This is a genomic window from Stenotrophomonas sp. Steno-Z1 (assembly GCF_056393175.1).
In genome coordinates this window covers 24,239-40,501 of record NZ_JBWJPB010000001.1, presented here as the reverse complement: position 1 = coordinate 40,501, position 16,263 = coordinate 24,239, and the positions used below count along the sequence as shown (strand labels likewise).

17 protein-coding genes are annotated in these 16,263 nt (G+C 68.5%); 7 read left to right on the top strand and 10 right to left on the bottom strand.

Features of this window, described 5'->3' with window-relative positions:
* Positions 1-133 precede the first annotated feature (133 nt).
* Complete coding sequence (locus AC06FD_RS00165) at positions 134-1,393, top strand: 6-phosphofructokinase (protein ID WP_259207523.1); 1,260 nt, start codon at positions 134-136, stop codon at positions 1,391-1,393.
* A gap of 170 nt (positions 1,394-1,563) precedes the next feature.
* Entirely contained in the window at positions 1,564-2,361 is a 798-nt protein-coding gene (locus tag AC06FD_RS00160) for a hypothetical protein (protein ID WP_259207527.1), read from the top strand.
* Positions 2,362-2,455: 94 nt separating this feature from the next.
* Here AC06FD_RS00160 and AC06FD_RS00155 read toward each other — a convergent pair whose 3' ends face one another.
* Positions 2,456-2,959: a hypothetical protein gene (locus tag AC06FD_RS00155; RefSeq protein ID WP_259207529.1), complete on the bottom strand. Its 504-nt coding sequence runs from the start codon at positions 2,957-2,959 to the stop codon at positions 2,456-2,458.
* 640 nt (positions 2,960-3,599) lie between these two features.
* Here AC06FD_RS00155 and AC06FD_RS00150 point away from each other — a divergent pair.
* Positions 3,600-5,627 carry a sodium-translocating pyrophosphatase gene (locus AC06FD_RS00150; RefSeq protein ID WP_259207531.1) on the top strand — a complete coding sequence of 676 codons (2,028 nt, stop codon included), beginning with the start codon at positions 3,600-3,602 and terminating at the stop codon, positions 5,625-5,627.
* A 74-nt stretch (positions 5,628-5,701) separates the two neighbouring features.
* Here AC06FD_RS00150 and AC06FD_RS00145 read toward each other — a convergent pair whose 3' ends face one another.
* On the bottom strand, positions 5,702-6,016 hold the full coding sequence (locus tag AC06FD_RS00145; RefSeq protein WP_449335932.1) for a hypothetical protein: 315 nt from the start codon (positions 6,014-6,016) through the stop codon (positions 5,702-5,704).
* A gap of 41 nt (positions 6,017-6,057) precedes the next feature.
* On the opposite strand from AC06FD_RS00145, the gene AC06FD_RS00140 reads away from it, so the two are divergent.
* A complete protein-coding gene (locus tag AC06FD_RS00140; protein WP_478076704.1) occupies positions 6,058-6,285 on the top strand; it encodes a hypothetical protein in 228 nt (75 codons plus the stop codon).
* A 120-nt stretch (positions 6,286-6,405) separates the two neighbouring features.
* Here AC06FD_RS00140 and AC06FD_RS00135 read toward each other — a convergent pair whose 3' ends face one another.
* Both AC06FD_RS00135 and AC06FD_RS00130 read right to left on the bottom strand, forming a co-directional pair.
* Positions 6,406-6,783, bottom strand: coding sequence for a YbaN family protein (locus AC06FD_RS00135; protein ID WP_478076703.1), 378 nt, complete (start codon positions 6,781-6,783; stop codon positions 6,406-6,408).
* Complete coding sequence (locus tag AC06FD_RS00130) at positions 6,783-7,376, bottom strand: biliverdin-producing heme oxygenase (RefSeq protein ID WP_478047312.1); 594 nt, start codon at positions 7,374-7,376, stop codon at positions 6,783-6,785. Before AC06FD_RS00130 ends, AC06FD_RS00135 begins: the two co-directional genes overlap by 1 nt.
* A gap of 165 nt (positions 7,377-7,541) precedes the next feature.
* Between AC06FD_RS00130 and AC06FD_RS00125 the strand changes: the two genes are divergently transcribed.
* On the top strand, positions 7,542-7,799 hold the full coding sequence (locus AC06FD_RS00125; RefSeq protein ID WP_259207541.1) for a DUF2789 domain-containing protein: 258 nt from the start codon (positions 7,542-7,544) through the stop codon (positions 7,797-7,799).
* A gap of 92 nt (positions 7,800-7,891) precedes the next feature.
* On the opposite strand, the gene AC06FD_RS00120 is transcribed toward AC06FD_RS00125, so the two are convergent.
* The 5 genes from AC06FD_RS00120 to AC06FD_RS00100 form a co-directional block, all read right to left on the bottom strand.
* The gene (locus tag AC06FD_RS00120) at positions 7,892-10,816 is read right to left on the bottom strand and encodes a TonB-dependent receptor (protein ID WP_478076702.1); all 2,925 of its coding nucleotides are present in this window, start codon (positions 10,814-10,816) and stop codon (positions 7,892-7,894) included.
* 170 nt (positions 10,817-10,986) lie between these two features.
* Complete coding sequence (locus AC06FD_RS00115; protein WP_478076701.1) at positions 10,987-11,955, bottom strand: FecR family protein; 969 nt, start codon at positions 11,953-11,955, stop codon at positions 10,987-10,989.
* Between the two features lie 120 nt (positions 11,956-12,075).
* Positions 12,076-12,576, bottom strand: coding sequence for an RNA polymerase sigma factor (locus tag AC06FD_RS00110; protein WP_449335936.1), 501 nt, complete (start codon positions 12,574-12,576; stop codon positions 12,076-12,078).
* Between the two features lie 229 nt (positions 12,577-12,805).
* A complete protein-coding gene (locus tag AC06FD_RS00105; protein ID WP_478076700.1) occupies positions 12,806-13,306 on the bottom strand; it encodes a hypothetical protein in 501 nt (166 codons plus the stop codon).
* 44 nt (positions 13,307-13,350) lie between these two features.
* Complete coding sequence (locus tag AC06FD_RS00100; protein WP_394164586.1) at positions 13,351-13,827, bottom strand: hypothetical protein; 477 nt, start codon at positions 13,825-13,827, stop codon at positions 13,351-13,353.
* Between the two features lie 220 nt (positions 13,828-14,047).
* Between AC06FD_RS00100 and ppa the strand changes: the two genes are divergently transcribed.
* Positions 14,048-14,584: an inorganic diphosphatase gene (gene ppa / locus AC06FD_RS00095; protein WP_259207554.1), complete on the top strand. Its 537-nt coding sequence runs from the start codon at positions 14,048-14,050 to the stop codon at positions 14,582-14,584.
* Positions 14,585-14,736: 152 nt separating this feature from the next.
* Positions 14,737-15,855, top strand: a complete 1,119-nt coding sequence (locus AC06FD_RS00090) for an HDOD domain-containing protein (protein WP_259207556.1) — start codon at positions 14,737-14,739, stop codon at positions 15,853-15,855.
* Between the two features lie 60 nt (positions 15,856-15,915).
* Here the strand turns inward: AC06FD_RS00090 and AC06FD_RS00085 are convergent, their stop codons facing one another.
* Positions 15,916-16,119: a hypothetical protein gene (locus AC06FD_RS00085; RefSeq protein WP_394164588.1), complete on the bottom strand. Its 204-nt coding sequence runs from the start codon at positions 16,117-16,119 to the stop codon at positions 15,916-15,918.
* Positions 16,120-16,263 lie beyond the last annotated feature (144 nt).

Below are 16,263 nucleotides of genomic sequence, written 5' to 3'. Positions count from 1 at the left end.
CTCCAACTTGGTAAAAAAATGGAAGGGCGCGCGCCCCGGGATTGTCCACAATCACGCTGCACCGCAATACGCGCACTTTACCCCATACCGGTAATGTCTCTGCAATGTCCTTCCCCCAGACCAAGGTCGACCCATGTCCAAAGGTACCCTGCTCTACGCCCAGTCAGGCGGCGTCACCGCCGTCATCAACGCCACCGCCTCGGCGGTCATCAGCACCGCCCGGGCCAAGGGAATCAAGGTCTTGGCCGCGCGCAACGGCATCCTGGGCGCGCTCCGTGAAGACCTGATCGACACCAGCCGGGAGACGGCTGCCGCCATCGCCGCGCTGGCCCATACCCCGGGCGGGGCCTTCGGCTCGTGCCGCTACAAGCTCAAGTCGCTGGAGGCCGACCGGGCCCGCTACGAGCGCCTGCTGGAGGTGCTGCGCGCCCACGACGTGCGCTGGTTCCTCTACAACGGTGGCAACGATTCGGCCGACACCGCATGGAAGGTCTCCCAGTTGGCCAAGGCCTTCGACTACGACCTGACCTGCATCGGCGTACCCAAGACCATCGACAACGACCTGGCGGTCACCGATACCTGCCCCGGCTTCGGCTCGGCAGCCAAGTACACCGCGGTGTCGGTGCGCGAGGCGGCGCTGGACGTGGCCGCGATGGCCGAGACCTCCACCAAGGTGTTCGTCTACGAGGCGATGGGCCGCCACGCCGGCTGGCTGGCCGCGGCCGCCGGGCTGGCCGGGGAAGGCCCCGACGATGCACCGCACATCATCCTGCTGCCCGAGCGGGCCTATGACGAGGCCGCCTTCCTGGCCAAGGTCAAGCAGGTGGTCGAGCGCGTCGGCCACTGCGTGGTAGTGGCCTCGGAGGGCATCCAGACCGCCGATGGCCGCTTCGTCGCCGATGCCGGCGGCGGCAAGGATTCGTTCGGACATACCCAGCTGGGCGGGGTGGCCTCGCAGCTGGCGGCCCGGGTCAAGGACGCGCTCGGCTACAAGGTGCATTGGACCCTGCCCGACTACCTGCAGCGCTCGGCGCGGCACATCGCCTCCAGGACCGACTGGGAACAGGCGCAGGCGGTAGGCAAGGCCGCGGTGCAGTTCGCGCTGAAGGGCCAGAACGCGGTGATGCCGGTGATCGTGCGCGGCAGCGACGCGCCGTACCGCTGGAAGATCGAGGCGGCGCCGCTGCACAAGGTGGCCAACCACGAGAAGAAGATGCCGGCCGGTTTCATCCGCAAGGATGGCTTCGGCATCACCGCCAAGGCCCGCGCCTACCTGTCGCCGCTGATCAAGGGCGAGGCACCGCTGCCCTATGGCGCCGACGGCTTGCCGAAGTACGTCACGCTCAAGAACGTGGGCGTGAAGAAGAAACTGCCGGCCTGGCAGGACGGCTGAGCCGCGGCGGACGGTGGCACGCCTGCGGGCATGCCACCGCCGAACCGCGCCGATCGGCAATTGCGGCGCACCCGGACGCCTCATACAATCGCGCCCAGCCGGCAGGACATGCCGGCCTTCGCACCCGCGACCCACCTCCGCACTTGCGTGCGATGACAAGGACTGTACCGATGAAGCGCCAAACCCTGTTTTCCGTGCTGCTGCTCGCCGCCGCGGCTCCCGCCTTCGCCGATACGTGCGAAAGCAGCTTCCAGAAGAAGGGCAATCCCCTTTCGGGCACCACCTACACCGCCTCGGTGACCGTGCCCGACCTGACCGTGAAGAGCGCGATCGGGCAGATGAACGTGATCGCCAAGGGCAACAACATGGACGTGTTGAGCCTGGATGCCGAGAACGGCGCGATGCTGATCGAAGATCCGCAGACGGCGATGCACAAGACCATTCCGATCATCATCAGCGCCACCAGCGAAGGCCGCACCGGCACCGTGGCGATGACGGTCAAGCTCAATCCGGGCGCCTTCGCCAAGGCCGACGCGGTCCGCGCCGAGATGTGCAAGATGCTGACCCAGGTCAAGCCGGGCAAGGCCGGCGACCAGCTGGCGGCATCCGCGCCGAAGGCCTCGACGGTGAACATTTCGGCCAGCGATTTCGGCTTCCAGCTGCGTACGCAGAACAAGGACAACCCGGCCGCGATCGAGCCGCGCTACAAGGGCAAGGTGTACTCGATCACCGGGCGGGTCAACGGCGTGCTGAAGAGCGGTGGCACCTACAACACCGGCTTCGAACTGCCGAGCGGTTCGAGCGGCATCGATTTCGAGAGCGTGGCCATCACCTGCGCCTTCGCCCCGAGCCAGGCCGCCTTCGCGCTGGCGCTGCGCCCGAAGGAGAAGGTCACCCTGGTCGGCGTGGTGGACCATTACGACCAGATCGGCCGGGTGCTGTGGCTGAAGGACTGCAAGGGCAACTGAGTCTGGCCCGTCGCGGATGACACCCAAGCCCGGATCGGCACTGCCATCCGGGCTTTTTCGTGCTTGTGCCGGTAACGGCCCTGGGCGGAACGGATTATCGGCAGGCCTTGCCTTCCACCGCCATCTGCGCGGCAAACATCGGGATCTGCGCGATCTTGCCGGCGGCGGCCTGCTGCTTGGCTTCTTCCAGGTAGATGCGCGACTGGCCCTGCCCGTCCAGCTCGGCTTTCTGGGCCACCGGCAGGCGCCACACGCGCACCACCGCCTGCTGCGCCGGGCAGCTGGCATTGGGCACGCGGATCACGTCATTGAGCTTCCAGCCCTTGGCTTCGCTCGGCTGCGCCTTGGCGAAATCGACGAAGCGCGCGCGCGGCTGGCATTGCTCGCTGGTACGCACCACCGCGAACGTGTACGGCTGGGCGGCGTTGGTGGTGAACATGCCTTCCAGGCGTGCGCAGGCTTCGGGGATCTGGCGCAGCGTGTGCGCCGCCCCCACCGCCTGTGGCGCGCCGGCCGCGCGTTGCAGCTCGGGGGTTTCGGCGGCACTGGCCGCGACGGCGGGCAGCAGCGCCAGCCAGAGCAGGTGACGGGTGGACATGGCAGGACTCCGGGAGCTGGGGATGGAGCGAGGCTGCCAGCGGATGGCTGAACGGCGTGGCAAGGCGTGCGGTCTTGATGGGCGGGCTGCCGAGCGTGGCTCGGCACTACAAGTCTGGGGCGTGCTGGCGGGCGTGGCTGGGCACTACGGGTCTGCGGGCTGTGCTGCCGAGCGTGGCTCGTCACTACCGGTATGCGGGCTGTGCTGCCGGGCGTGGCTGGGCAATACCGGCCTGCGAGCGTGCTGCCGAGCATGGCTCGGCACTACCGGGTATGCGGGCTGTGCTGCCGGGCGTGGCTGGGCAATACCGGCCTGCGAGCGTGCTGCCGAGCATGGCTCGGCACTACACGTCTGGGCGCGTGCTGGCGGGCGTGGCTGGGCACTACCGGTCTGCGGGCTGTGCTGCCGCGCATGGCTCGGCACTACACGTCTGGGGGCGTGCTGGCGGGCGTGGATGGGCACTACCGGTCTGCGGGCGAATGCCCGCATACTCGCGGCCACCAGGGATTGCTGAACACCGCCACACGCTTGATGACCGGGCACGGTCTGAACGGGTTGGTCCAAGGTTGCAGCCCGTTGTGCCCCCGCGTGGAGAGGTTCATCCGTTCACTGGATGCCATTCCATCACCCGGGAGGGGACATGCTGGAACGTTATGGGCTTTCTCTGGCGCTGTTCTGCGCCATTCTCGCGATTCTCTACGGCATCGTGTCGGCACGCTGGATCCTCCGGCAACCGGCTGGCAATGCCCGCATGCAGGAAATCGCCGCCGCCATCCAGGAAGGCGCGCGCGCCTACCTCAACCGTCAATACCTCACCATCGGCATCGCCGGGGTCATCCTGTTCGTGCTGGTCGGGGTGTTCCTCAGCTGGTACACCGCCGCCGGTTTCGCGATCGGTGCGGTGCTTTCCGGCGCGGCCGGCTACATCGGCATGAACGTCTCGGTGCGCGCCAACGTGCGCACCGCCGAGGCCGCGCGCCATGGCCTGAGTGCGGCCATGGACGTGGCCTTCCGCGGAGGCGCCATCACCGGAATGCTGGTGGTCGGGCTGGGCCTGCTGGGCGTGGCCGGCTACTACGCGCTGCTGTTGCGGATGGGGCTCGATACCGCCACCGCGCTGCATGCACTGGTCGGGCTGGCGTTCGGCTCCTCGCTGATCTCGATCTTCGCCCGCCTCGGGGGAGGCATCTTCACCAAGGGCGCCGACGTCGGCGCGGACCTGGTCGGCAAGGTCGAGGCCGGCATTCCCGAGGACGATCCGCGCAACCCGGCGGTGATCGCCGACAACGTGGGCGACAACGTCGGCGACTGCGCCGGCATGGCCGCCGACCTGTTCGAGACCTACGCGGTCACCGTGATCGCCACCATGCTGCTGGGCAGCCTGATGATCGCCGAGGCAGGCCGCAACGCGATCCTGTATCCGCTGGTGCTGGGCGGGGTCTCGATCATCGCCTCGATCGTGGGCGCGCTGTTCGTCAAGGTGAAGCCGGGCGGCTCGATCATGGGCGCGCTGTACAAGGGCGTGATCGTGTCCGGCGTGCTGGCGGCGATCGCGTTCTACCCGATCACCACGCAGCTGATGCCGGACAACGCGCACGGCGCGCTGAACCTCTATGTCTGCGCGTTGATCGGGCTGGTGCTGACCGGACTGATCGTGTGGATCACCGAGTACTACACCGGTACCCAGTACAAGCCGGTGCAGCACGTGGCGCAGGCCTCCACCACCGGGCACGGGACCAACATCATCGCCGGCCTCGGCGTGTCGATGAAGTCGACCGCCCTGCCGGTGATCGCGGTGTGCGCGGCGATCTGGCTGGCGCACCATTTCGGTGGCCTGTACGGCATCGCCATCGCCGCCACCGCGATGCTGTCGATGGCCGGCATGATCGTGGCGCTCGACGCTTACGGCCCGATCACCGACAACGCCGGCGGCATCGCCGAAATGGCCGAGCTGCCCTCGGAGATCCGCGACATCACCGACCCGCTGGATGCGGTCGGCAACACCACCAAGGCGGTCACCAAGGGCTATGCGATCGGCTCGGCGGCGCTGGCCGCGCTGGTGTTGTTCGCCGATTACACCCACAACCTGCAGGCCGCCAACCCCGGGGAGGTGTTCGCCTTCGACCTGTCCGACCACACGGTGATCATCGGCCTGCTGATCGGCGGCCTGATCCCCTACCTGTTCGGCGCGATGGCGATGGAGGCGGTGGGCCGCGCGGCCGGTGCGGTGGTGGAGGAAGTGCGCCGCCAGTTCCGCGAGATCCCCGGGATCATGGAAGGCACCGGCAAGCCGCAGTACGACCGCGCGGTGGACATGCTGACCCGCTCGGCGATCCGCGAGATGATCGTGCCCTCGCTGCTGCCGGTGGCCGTGCCGGTGGTGGTCGGCCTGCTGCTGGGACCGCGTGCGCTGGGCGGCCTGTTGATCGGCACCATCGTGACCGGCCTGTTCGTGGCGATCTCGATGACCACCGGCGGCGGTGCCTGGGACAATGCCAAGAAGTACATTGAGGACGGCCACTTCGGTGGCAAGGGCAGCGACGCGCACAAGGCCGCGGTGACCGGCGATACCGTCGGCGATCCCTACAAGGACACCGCCGGCCCGGCGATCAACCCCCTGATCAAGATCATCAACATCGTGGCGCTGCTGCTGGTGCCGCTGTTGTAGGGCAAGTGCTGCAAACACGCCCCGGTGCTACGCCGGGGCGTGTTCGTTGGTTTTGATCGCGGCAGGCGCGTGGCCTACGAGCGTCGGGGGCGCAGCATCCGCCATAACAGCAGGATGCTGCCCGCCACTCCCCACATCGCGGCCATGGCCAGCAGCAGGTCCGGAACGTCGTCGCGCGGCAACGGACTGCCGATGAAGGCCGCCGCGCAGAGGAGCAGCCCCATGCCGCTGGGCAGCCAGGCACCGCGCCATGCCGTATAAGCGAAGAGCGGTACCAGCGCACCGGTGAGCGTGATCGCCCCGACGAACGGCGCAAGCGACAGCAACGCCACCACCAACGCGCTCACCACGGCGCTCCATGCCATGCGGACGATATTGACGTGGGTCATCCGCTGTTCTCCCGATCGTGGCACTGCATTGCGCACCCTGCATGCGCAGGCTGGACGAAGGGAACATTTCCCGCATCCCGTCGTACGCCGCCGCGACCGATTCCAACCGGGCCATGAAACAGGTCCCGGGATTGCGGACCAGAAGAGAGGCAGTCGTCGGCCGCATCACGGTGCTGCCCTCCCAGCAACAAAAGGCTATGGAAATTGCGGTTGAACGCATCTGCAACCGCTTGCTCCTGCTGGATCATGCTCCCCTCTCATTCCGTTGAAGACGATGTCGCGAAGCTACTGCATGCGCAGTGCGATGCATATTGCATCGGCCGCCCCGTGCCGGGCCTCAGCCGCGGGGGGCACCGCCGCCGCGGCGTGTCACCGGAAGGCACGGATGCTCAGCGATTGCCGGCGCCCAGCCGCGGCGACGGGCGCGACACCACGTAAGCCGCGCTGGCGAGGAAGAACAGGCCCACCCCCAGCAGCAGGATCCACGAGGGATGCGCGCCCCAGCAGAACATCGCAAAGCCGACGGCCATGCCGCCGGCCGCGAATGCCTTGCCCTTGCGGCTGACGGCGCCCTGCTCGCGCCACAGGCGCAGGGCCGGGCCATAGTGCGGGTGCGCCAGGAGCGTGCGTTCGAAGCGCGGGGAACTGCGCGCGAAACAGCCCACGGCCAGGATCAGGAAGATGGTGGTCGGCATCACCGGCAGCAGCGCACCGATCACCCCCAGCGTCACCATCACCCAGCCCAGGCAGAACCAGAGCGCGCGCATCAGCGCTGGTCGAACTCGAGTTCGACATGGCCGTGCACGCTGCGGAACGCGGTATCGGCAGCCTGGATGACCTGCTGCTCCTGTGCGTCATCCAGGACCACGCCATCCAGCGCCGCGGTGAACTCGCGCCAGTGGCGCGCGGCACCGTCCGGGTGCGCGGCCAGGTGGCGGGCGCCAAAACCGGCGTCCAGGCCCAGCCTGGCGGCCATTTTGTAGAGGATGGTGCCGCCGAGGTTGGAGCCTTCGGCCACGTACAGCCAGCCCAGTGCCGCCGGCAGGGCGAGGTCGGGGTCCAGCCGCAACGGCACCGGTGCGGGCAGGATCTGTTCGAGGTCGGCCAGGTCGCGCGCGATCAACGGCAGGCGGCGGCGCGCCTCCAGGTCCGGCAGCAGCGCATCCAGCGCGGCGTTGGCATACAGCGCGTCGATGTCGCGGTGGAAGCGGTACTGCACGCGCAGGAAACGGGCGAACTGGCCGCGGCTGGCGAAGATGTCGCCAGCCATGATGCGCTTGTCCAGCGCGCCGTGGCTCTCACGGGTGGCGGCCTTGAGGCGTTGGCTGCGGGTGGCTTGGGGAGTATCGATGACGATCATGGCGATGCTTGGATGGGGAAGTGGGGCGCGGTTCTCTGTTGAAGACGTCTGTCACGGCTGCAACCCCAAGCCCATTGTCGCGTGGGGAGCGCTGCGTCCCTCACATGCCACCGTCACGGCCTTGCCCCGATAATACGGGCCACGCCCTGCCACTGGAATGACACGATGATCACCACCGAACCCCGCATGACCAATCTGTTCCTGCAGCTCGGGCTGGACGCCAGCGACGAGGCGATCGCCGCCTTCATCCGCGACCACCAGCTGTCCAACGAGATCCGCCTGATCGAAGCGCCGTACTGGAATGACGGGCAGCGCCAGTTCCTGACCGAGCAGCTGCGCTCGGATGCGGAGTGGGCGATCGTGGTCGATGAGCTCAGCGAAGCCCTGCACGCGGATGCAACCGCGCAGGCCAACGCCGGCTGAGCGATCACGGGCATCTGATGCCGGCCGACGCCGCAGGTGCCGGCCGGATGCACGCAGGGGCCGGCAATGCCGGCCCCTGTCGTGTCCGGGCATCAGTAGCGGTAGGTCAGCGCCAGCCGCACGATCCGGCCCGGTGCCGGCATCACGCCCAGCGCCAGCGGGTCCAGGTAGTAGCGGTCGGTCAGGTTGTCCACGTTGAGGTCGACCGCGAACTGCTCGCTGGCCTGCCAGCTGGCAAACAGGTCCACCACCGTCGCCGGGCGGTACAGCTGCTGGATCGCCGACAGGCCCACGTTCCACTCCTTGTCCAGCTTGCTGATCGGGCCGCCGTTGTGGATGACCCGCGTGCCGACGCTCAGGCGCTGGTCGAACAGGCGCGAGCCCAGGGTCAGGTTGACCGTGTAGCGCGGCGGGTTCTGCGTATTGCTGTACGACCCTTCGAAGCCGCCATCCACGCAGTCCGGGGTAGCGGCGAGTTCGGCGATCCTGCGCTGTACGCCATAGGCGCGTCGCTCGGCGGCGATGTCCGGGGCGCAGGTCTTGGCCTCGATGTAGTAATGCGCCGACAGGTCGGCGAATACCTTGCCGGCGTCGTAGCTGGACTGGAACTCCAGGCCGGATACCTTGAAGCGCTCGATATTGCGGATGTAGCCGGCCGACAGCGTGCGGTAGTCGCGGGTGATCAGGTCATCGATGCGGGTGTTGAAGTAGGCCAACTTGAAGGCGGCGGTATCGCCTTCGGTGAACATGCCCTGCCTGACCGTGCTCGCGCCCGCTTCCCAGGTGCCGGCACGCTCGGGCTTGAGCTCGCCGCCGACCGGCTTGGCCGCGGTGAACAGGCCGAGCGTGCTTTCGAACAGGCTGGGCAGCTTCACGCCCTCGGCGTACTTGATGTACACCATGCTGTCTTCGTCGAAGCGGTAGGTGACGCTGGCGGTGGGCATGAAGGCGTGGTCGGTGCGGCGGATCGGCTGCGACCAGGTCCAGCGGGTCGGCACGATCAGGTCCTGCGCCTTGGTCAGGTCATGGAAATTCCAGCCGGTAATGTCGGCCACGGTGCCCTTCTTGTACGGCGACGCCAGCAGCGAGGCCTCGGTGAACTGGCCGTTGGCATCGGGATACCAGTTGAGCATGGCGATGCGCTTGGCCAGGTACGCCGGCCGCCTCGGGTCGCCGTTGAGCAGCTGGGTGTAGCGGTACTGGCCGATCACCGACTCCTCCTCCACCGTGGCCAGGCGGTTGCGGTCGTGGATGCCGACCCGGTTGAAGCGCCCGCCCAGCAGTACTTCCCAGTGTTCGTCGGGCTGCCACTTCATGGACGCCACGGCGCTGTATTCCTTGCGCTCGGCGTTGCGCAGGAAGCGGTTGTTGATCAGGTCGTCATGCTTGATCGGCGCGCCCTTGCCCGGGCCGACGTCCTCGTTGCTGAAGGACAGGCCGTAGTCGAAGGTGAACAGGCCGCCGCCATCGGTGAGCAGATGGGTGGTGTTGGACACGTCCAGCCCCAGCCGCTCCTGGGTCATGTCGTTGCGGTAGGCGTCCTTGTAGCCCGGGTCGGTGTTGAACGTCGGGCCGTCATACCACGCGGTGCGCCGATCGAAGTACCACGGGGTGATGCCGGTCAGGCCGTTGTACATCAGGCTGTCGGCCTGGGTGTACGAGAGGTTGGCCTTGAGGTCGACGAGGTCGTTGCCCGGGTCGAACCGGTAGCGCAGGTTGTAGGCATCCAGGTCCACGCTGCCCGGCGACCACTGCGGCACGCGGTCGCGGTCCACGCGGATGATCTGCGAGGCCATGATCTCGCCCTGGTGGCCACTGTAGTGGCGGTAGCCGGCTTCCAGGGTCTGGCTGTCATCGATCCGCCAGGTGCCCTTGACCAGCACCGAGTTGGATTTGGAGGAGGTGTTGAACACTTCGGTGTTGGGCGGGTTCAACGGTGCCAGGGTGCGGCGGGTCTGCGGGAAGTCGTCATAGCCGTGCTTACCCGCGTAGTAGTTGCCGGTGTCGCGCCAGGCGTAGGCGGCCATCAGGTCGAACCGGTCCCAGTGCTTGCCACCGGCGATGTTGGCGAATCGCCCGCCCAGGCTGTTGCGGTCGGTGCGGGGTGCCGCATCGTAGGCCGGCACGTCGCGCGCGCTGCCGTTGGAGACGCCGGTGCGCACGCGCAGGCCCAGATCCTGGCCCTCGCGCAGCACGTCACCGATCTTGAGCGTTTCCATCTCGACCACGCCCCCAATGCCGCCGGAGGCGTTGACGCCCAGGCTGGGGCCCTTGGTGACGGTCAGCGTCGACACCAGATCCGGGTCCAGGTAGGTGCGCTGCGATTGGCCGGCATAGCCGCGGTAGGTATCCATGGTGGACTGGCCTCCGTCGATGATCACCGGAATGCGGCTCTGGCCCTGGATGCCGCGGATGTTGAGGTCGAGCGCATTGGCGGTGCGCGGATCGCCGGCGGTCACGCCGACCACGCCCTTGACGATGTCGGCGGTGGAGGTGCCGCGGAAGCGTTCGATGGTGGCGCGCGGCACGAACACGCTGGAGCCGGAGGTACGGTACGCATCCAGTGCCCGCGCTTCATTGCTGTCGCCATCCGCCGCCTGCTCGCCGGCCACGCGCAGCGCCGCGGTGACGATCACCCCGTCCTCGCGGCTGGCCGTCGGGGCGCGCTCCAGGGTCACCGCATCGGTGCCCACCGCGCGCATCGCCAGGCCACTGCCACGCAGCATCTGCTGCAGCGCCACCTGCGCATCGAGCTCGCCACTGACCGCACTGGAGCGCAGGCCGTCGGTAAGCGCGGCCGGCCACGCCACCTGCACGCCGGACTGGCGCATGTACACCCGCAACGCCTCGGCCAGGGGTTGCGCGGGGATGTCGAAGCGATGCGGGGTGGCAGCCCCGACAACAGCGGACTGGGCCAGCACCGGCAGTGCCGGCACAACGGCCAGGCCCGCGGCCAACAAGGCGATGCACAGACGGGACGCGCGCAGGGTACGGCCCGGGTGGGAGTTGAGGCGCATGATGGAACCTGTCGAAAAGGCGAGACCGCCGGAGCGGCGTCCCCGCACGAGGCGTGCGGGCGCTGCGACGTACGTGGCGGCGGCGGGTACGTTCGGGAGGTGAGACGAACGGGGTGGCCACACCCCCAAGATCAATTCACGCGGCAGTAGCGGGTTGGCGCGTGGCGCGGCTACGGCGTGGCCGCAACCTGCACGATCGCCACGCCCATCGGCAACCGGGTAACGCGCAGCCCGGCGCTGCCGGCCAGCGCGTCCAGCGCCTGTTCCGGGCGATCGGTGCGGAAGGCGGCGTTGACCCTCGGCAACTGCGAGAGGTCGCCGCGCACGAAGGTGGGCCCGCGCCGATAGCGGCCGATGCGCTGCACCGCATCGGCCACGCCCGCCGCATCCAGCAGCAGTTCGCCCTGGCGCCACGCGGCGATCCGATCGGTGGCGATGTCGTCCAGGCGCTGCACCGGTCCGCCCGGCACGAAGGCGGCGCGCTGGCCGGCCTGCAGCCAGGTCCAACGCCCACCTTCGCGGGCGGCCACGCGCACCCTGCCCTGCTCGACCTCGGCCTGCACCCCGCCCGCCTCGCGGGACACCACGAAGGCGGTGGAAATGTCTTCGACCACGCCCCCCGCCGCCGCCACCTCGAAGCGCTGCGGTTGGCCCGGTGCCACCTCGAACCAGGCGCGGCCGCGCAGCAGATCGATCCGCCGCCGGGTGCCGTCGAAGTGCACGGCGATGGCCGAGTCCGCATCCAGCACCGCACGGCTGCCATCGGGCAGGGTGACCTGCGCGATGGTGTTGAGGGTGCGGTGGTCGGACTGCAGGCGCAGCCATGTCTCCGGCGCTACCCAGGCCAGGGCCAGCACGGCCGCGGCGGCCAACGACCAGCGCGCCACGCGTTGCCGCGGGCGCCGCGGCGCGCCGACTACCGCCCCCGCGGGACGCGGGCCCACGCTGCGCCAGAGTTGGCGCTCGTATTCGAATGCGCGTCGATGCCCTGGCCGCGCCAGCCAGTGTTCGAACGCCTGCATGCCGGCCTCCTCCACCGCGCCGGATGCCAGCCACGCAAGCCAGGCCCGGGCCTGGACGGCAACGGGCTCGGACGAAACGGACGGCGGCGTGGCCGGGTCGATGGGAGGCGGGCTCATGGCTGGCGGAAGGTCGCGGTGCAACGCAGGGAAGGAAGAAGGTACGCAGAAATCGCACCGGTATGATCAAGACGAACGACGCGGGCAGTTCCCCAACGTGATCGCCGCCACGCAGCCTCCTCAGCGTCCGTTGCGCGCCCAGGCCAGGCGCTGCAGCGCGTTGCGCACGTGGTTCTCCACCGTGGTCACCGACACCTTCAGGCGCCTGGCCACCTCGGCCTGGGTCAGGCCCTGCAGGCGGTTGAGCCGGAAGATCGTGCGGGTGGGCTCGGGCAGGTGCGCGGCCGCCGCCAGGACACGCTGCAGTTCATCCTGGGCCATGGCCTGTTCCTCAGTGGACAGCACTTCGTCCGGGCCCCACAGGTAATGGTCGGCCAACAGGCGCGCGCGGCGGGTGCGTTCGCGCCCATGGTCGGTGGCCAGGTTGGTCGCCAACCGGTACAGGTAGGCGCGCGGGTTGTCGATCGCCTGGCCGCCGTCCACGCCGCGGGCCTTGAACCAGATCGCCTGGATCACGTCCTCGGCACCGCCATCGTTGCCCAGGATCCGCTGCACCAGGCGCAGCAGCGCCGGGCGTTCGCGGATCAACAGGTCCGTCAGGGTGGAGGCGTTGCTGGACATGCAGGCAGGCGCAGGGCGAGCGCGGGGACCCGGGGGAGGAAGGCGCGCCATCCTACGCCTCAAATGAGAATGCGTCACGTTTAGACCGCAGGGATTATCGTTCGCGGTCGCCGCCCGGACGGCCTGGCATCACCACCGGCAGGTACGAGGGGCGGCGAAGAGGTCACCCATCGCCACCTGGCGCGCCGCGCGCCAAGCGCCGCCACGATCGCGCGGCTCGCCCGGACGCTCACAGGCACGCGGTCAGGCCGTCATACACGGTGAGGCGGGTGCCCGGCAGCACGGCATCGATGGGCTGCGGGCCTTCCAGCGTCGCCAGCAGCAGGGCCAGCGGAGTGTGGTCGGCGAGCGGCACCCGGCACGCCCAGGACCGGGCATCCACCACCACCTCGCCGGTCTGGGCGTCCACCCGCGCGGTACTGCCGGCGAAGGTCCAGATGCACTCGTGCACGGTGCCGCTGCTGGCCTGCACCGAACAGCGGAAGCGCTGCGGCTGCAGGTTGGCGTACTCGCCCTCGCAGAAGGTGTCGCCACAGACGCCGTCGAAACCGCGTACCAGCGCCGCCTCCACCCGGCGGAAGCGCTCCCAGCCGGCGACCTGGTCCGGAAACTCGCGGGCGTCCACATAGCGGTCTGCCGCCAGTGCCGGCGCGACGGGCAGCAGCACTGCCGCGATCAGGGCGATCCGCTGGAGGGCAGCGGGGCGGGCATATCGGAAGGGCTGGGTCATGCGGATCACTCCAGGGGCGCCCGCGCCGCGGGCAAGGGGGCGGCTCACAGGCAGTCCATCAGGCCGTCGTACAGGCTGCGGTCCGTGCCCGGCAGGCGACGGCGCAGCACCTCCGGCCCCTGCAGGGCCGCATGGAACGCCTCCACCGATGTGCCCGGCGCCAGCGGCACCCGGCAGGTCCAGCGGCCGTTGTCCACGTCGACCCGACCGCTGACGGGGTCCACCGCCAGGTTGCTGGCGGCCAGCACCCAGACGCAGGCCTGCACGTGGCCGCGCCCGGCGTGCACCGAGCAGCGGAACTGCAGCACGCGGTAGTCGCTGTAGGCGCCCTCGCAGAACGTGTCGGCACAGACCGCGTCGAAGGCCTGCATGAGGCGCCCCTCCAACGCATAGAAGCGGTCCCAGTTGGCTTCCTGCGCGGGGAAGTCGACCAGATCGACGTAATCGCCGGCACGGGCCACGCCCGGCGGCGCGCACGTGGCCAGCACCAGGGCAGGCAGGAGAAACAGGCGGGTGCGCATCGGGTGGCTCCAGGGGCAGAGCATCCATCGTCTATGCCGCTGTCGACGCGGCCCATCGGTACAGACCCTGCCGCGGGGTCAGAAGGCGCTGCCATGGCGGGTCCGGGCGACCCCCTGCGGAGGCGGGGGCGACGACGACGCCACCGGATCGCTGCACGAGGACCGGCAAAGGGCCTAAAATGTCGGACTTTGCGCCCCTACCCCCTCTCGGAGTAAACCCATGGGTCTGGAACTCGTCTCGCCCGGCAAGAACCCGCCGGAAGAAATCAACGTCATCATCGAAATCCCGAAGGATTCCGAGCCGGTGAAGTACGAAGTGGACAAGGAAACCGGCGCGATCTTCGTCGACCGCATCCTGTCCACCCCGATGCGTTACCCCTGCAACTATGGCTACGTGCCGAGCACCCTGTGCGGCGACGGCGATCCGGCCGACGTGCTGGTGGTGCTGCCGCTGCCGCTGGTGCCGGGCTCGGTGGTGCGTTGCCGTCCGGTCGGCGTGCTCAAGATGAGCGATGAGGCCGGCAGCGACGAGAAGATCCTGGCCGTGCCGATCTCCAAGGTGTTCAGTGGCTACGCCCACGTGGAAGACATCGAGCAGGTGTCCAGCCACTGGCTGGAGCGCATTGGCCACTTCTTCGAGCACTACAAGGACCTGGAAAAGGGCAAGTGGGTCAAGCTGGACGGGTGGGGCGGCGCGGCCGAGGCCAAGCAGATCCTGGTTGACGCGCACCAGCGCTACCTGGGCAACATCGCCTGAGACTGAACGGCATCGCTCCGGCGCAGGTGCGCTGGAGCGATGAACATCACGTTTTTTGAATGCGGCACATCACTATTTGTGCCGGATTGGGTACATTGCGTCTTCACACCGTCCACGGTGCGTTTCACCGTGGTCAGCCAGGGGACTGTGTCGTGCGTATTCTGCTTGTTGGGGACCAAGCCAGCCTCTCGGCTGAGCTGATGGATTTCATTGCCGATCTTGGGGAAGAGTGGCAACCGTTGACCGCATCCGATGGCCAGGCGGCCATGAACATCGTCGCCGCCGGTCCGATCGACGCGGTGATCGCCTGCCCTACCCTGCCCGATCTCAACGCCACCACGCTGCTGGGCCAGATCCGGACGCTGCGTCCGGAGACGATCCGCATCGCGCTGGTGGAAGCGGCCCAAGGCAACCGGCCGCCGCCGGCGCGCCTGATTGGCGTGGCCCACCGCTTCCTGCCGATGCCGCTGGCACCGGAAGTGCTGCTCGAAGCGCTCACCAGCCTGGAAGAGCTGCGCGAACTGCTGGACAGCGCGCGCCTGCGCAGCGCGATCGGCCGTATCGAAAAGCTGCCCTCGCCGCCGCACCTGTACCTGAGCCTGACCCAGGCGCTGGAACACGACGACGACACCAACACCGCCGACGTGTCCAAGCTGGTGGCGGCCGACCCGGCCATCGCGGCCAAGGTGCTGCAGCTGTCCAATTCGGCGTTCTTCAACAGTGGCCGGACCATTTCCGACCTGCGCACCGCGGTCACCCGGCTGGGCCTGTCCACGCTGCGCGACCTGGTGCTGGCCAGCGAAGTGTTCTCCGCGCCACCGCTGTCCGGCGCCGAGCGCAACTCGCTGCAGCAGCGCGCGCTGCTGGCGTCGCGACTGGCGGCCAAGCTGCTGCCGGACTCCAGCGCCGAGCTGGGCGCCACCGCAGCGCTGCTGGCCGACATCGGCCTGCTGCTGCCGGGCGTGCGCAACGAGCGCCTGCCGGCCGAGCCCGGCGATGATCGCCCTGGGCATGCCGAGGCAGGTGCCTACCTGCTGGGCCTGTGGGGCTTGCCGATGCCGATCATCGAGGCGGTCGCCTTCCACCTGCAGCCGCAGAAGTCCAACACCCGCAGCTTCTGGGTGACGGGCGCGGTGCACGTGGCGCTGGCGCTGATCAACGGCGATCCGGTGGACGAGGATTACCTGCAGCGGGCCGGCGTGCTGCAGAAGCTGCCGCAGTGGCGCGACCATGCCAATGGACTGATGGGGCTGGTGGCTGCCGAGGCCTGAGCCTGGCGACAGGCAGGGATGGCACAGGATGGCGCGCCGTGATGGCGCGCCATCGTCGTTTCAGCGCTGCGGACAGGCGTCCAGCACGCAGTCGCGCCACAGCGCCTCGCAATACGCCGGCAGATGCTGGCCCGAGGCGATGCACTCCTGGCGGAGCTGTTCGCAGTAGCGGCCACCCTGGCACACGATGAGGCCGGCCGAGGCGCTGCCGGCGATGGCGATGGTGCCAAGGAACACGGCGGCGAGTTTCTGAGCGAACGTCATTTTCATATCGATCTCTCAATCGTCCGTCATTGGACCGATTGACCGTATCAACTGACGATCCGCGCAGAACGTGATTGCGATCACCGTAAGAGCAAACTCAGAATTTCCTGACCCCCTGAACGCAGAGAGGGCGGACCTTGCGGT

Bases quoted from the DNA above. Each gene is read 5' to 3' on its own strand.
- AC06FD_RS00165 (WP_259207523.1), top strand. From the start codon at position 134: ATGTCCAAAGGTACCCTGCTCTACGCCCAGTCAGGCGGCGTCACCGCC.
- AC06FD_RS00160 (WP_259207527.1), top strand. From the start codon at position 1,564: ATGAAGCGCCAAACCCTGTTTTCCGTGCTGCTGCTCGCCGCCGCGGCT.
- AC06FD_RS00155 (WP_259207529.1), bottom strand. From the start codon at position 2,959: ATGTCCACCCGTCACCTGCTCTGGCTGGCGCTGCTGCCCGCCGTCGCG.
- AC06FD_RS00150 (WP_259207531.1), top strand. From the start codon at position 3,600: ATGCTGGAACGTTATGGGCTTTCTCTGGCGCTGTTCTGCGCCATTCTC.
- AC06FD_RS00145 (WP_449335932.1), bottom strand. From the start codon at position 6,016: ATGACCCACGTCAATATCGTCCGCATGGCATGGAGCGCCGTGGTGAGC.
- AC06FD_RS00140 (WP_478076704.1), top strand. From the start codon at position 6,058: ATGCGCAGGCTGGACGAAGGGAACATTTCCCGCATCCCGTCGTACGCC.
- AC06FD_RS00135 (WP_478076703.1), bottom strand. From the start codon at position 6,783: ATGCGCGCGCTCTGGTTCTGCCTGGGCTGGGTGATGGTGACGCTGGGG.
- AC06FD_RS00130 (WP_478047312.1), bottom strand. From the start codon at position 7,376: ATGATCGTCATCGATACTCCCCAAGCCACCCGCAGCCAACGCCTCAAG.
- AC06FD_RS00125 (WP_259207541.1), top strand. From the start codon at position 7,542: ATGATCACCACCGAACCCCGCATGACCAATCTGTTCCTGCAGCTCGGG.
- AC06FD_RS00120 (WP_478076702.1), bottom strand. From the start codon at position 10,816: ATGCGCCTCAACTCCCACCCGGGCCGTACCCTGCGCGCGTCCCGTCTG.
- AC06FD_RS00115 (WP_478076701.1), bottom strand. From the start codon at position 11,955: ATGAGCCCGCCTCCCATCGACCCGGCCACGCCGCCGTCCGTTTCGTCC.
- AC06FD_RS00110 (WP_449335936.1), bottom strand. From the start codon at position 12,576: ATGTCCAGCAACGCCTCCACCCTGACGGACCTGTTGATCCGCGAACGC.
- AC06FD_RS00105 (WP_478076700.1), bottom strand. From the start codon at position 13,306: ATGACCCAGCCCTTCCGATATGCCCGCCCCGCTGCCCTCCAGCGGATC.
- AC06FD_RS00100 (WP_394164586.1), bottom strand. From the start codon at position 13,827: ATGCGCACCCGCCTGTTTCTCCTGCCTGCCCTGGTGCTGGCCACGTGC.
- ppa (WP_259207554.1), top strand. From the start codon at position 14,048: ATGGGTCTGGAACTCGTCTCGCCCGGCAAGAACCCGCCGGAAGAAATC.
- AC06FD_RS00085 (WP_394164588.1), bottom strand. From the start codon at position 16,119: ATGACGTTCGCTCAGAAACTCGCCGCCGTGTTCCTTGGCACCATCGCC.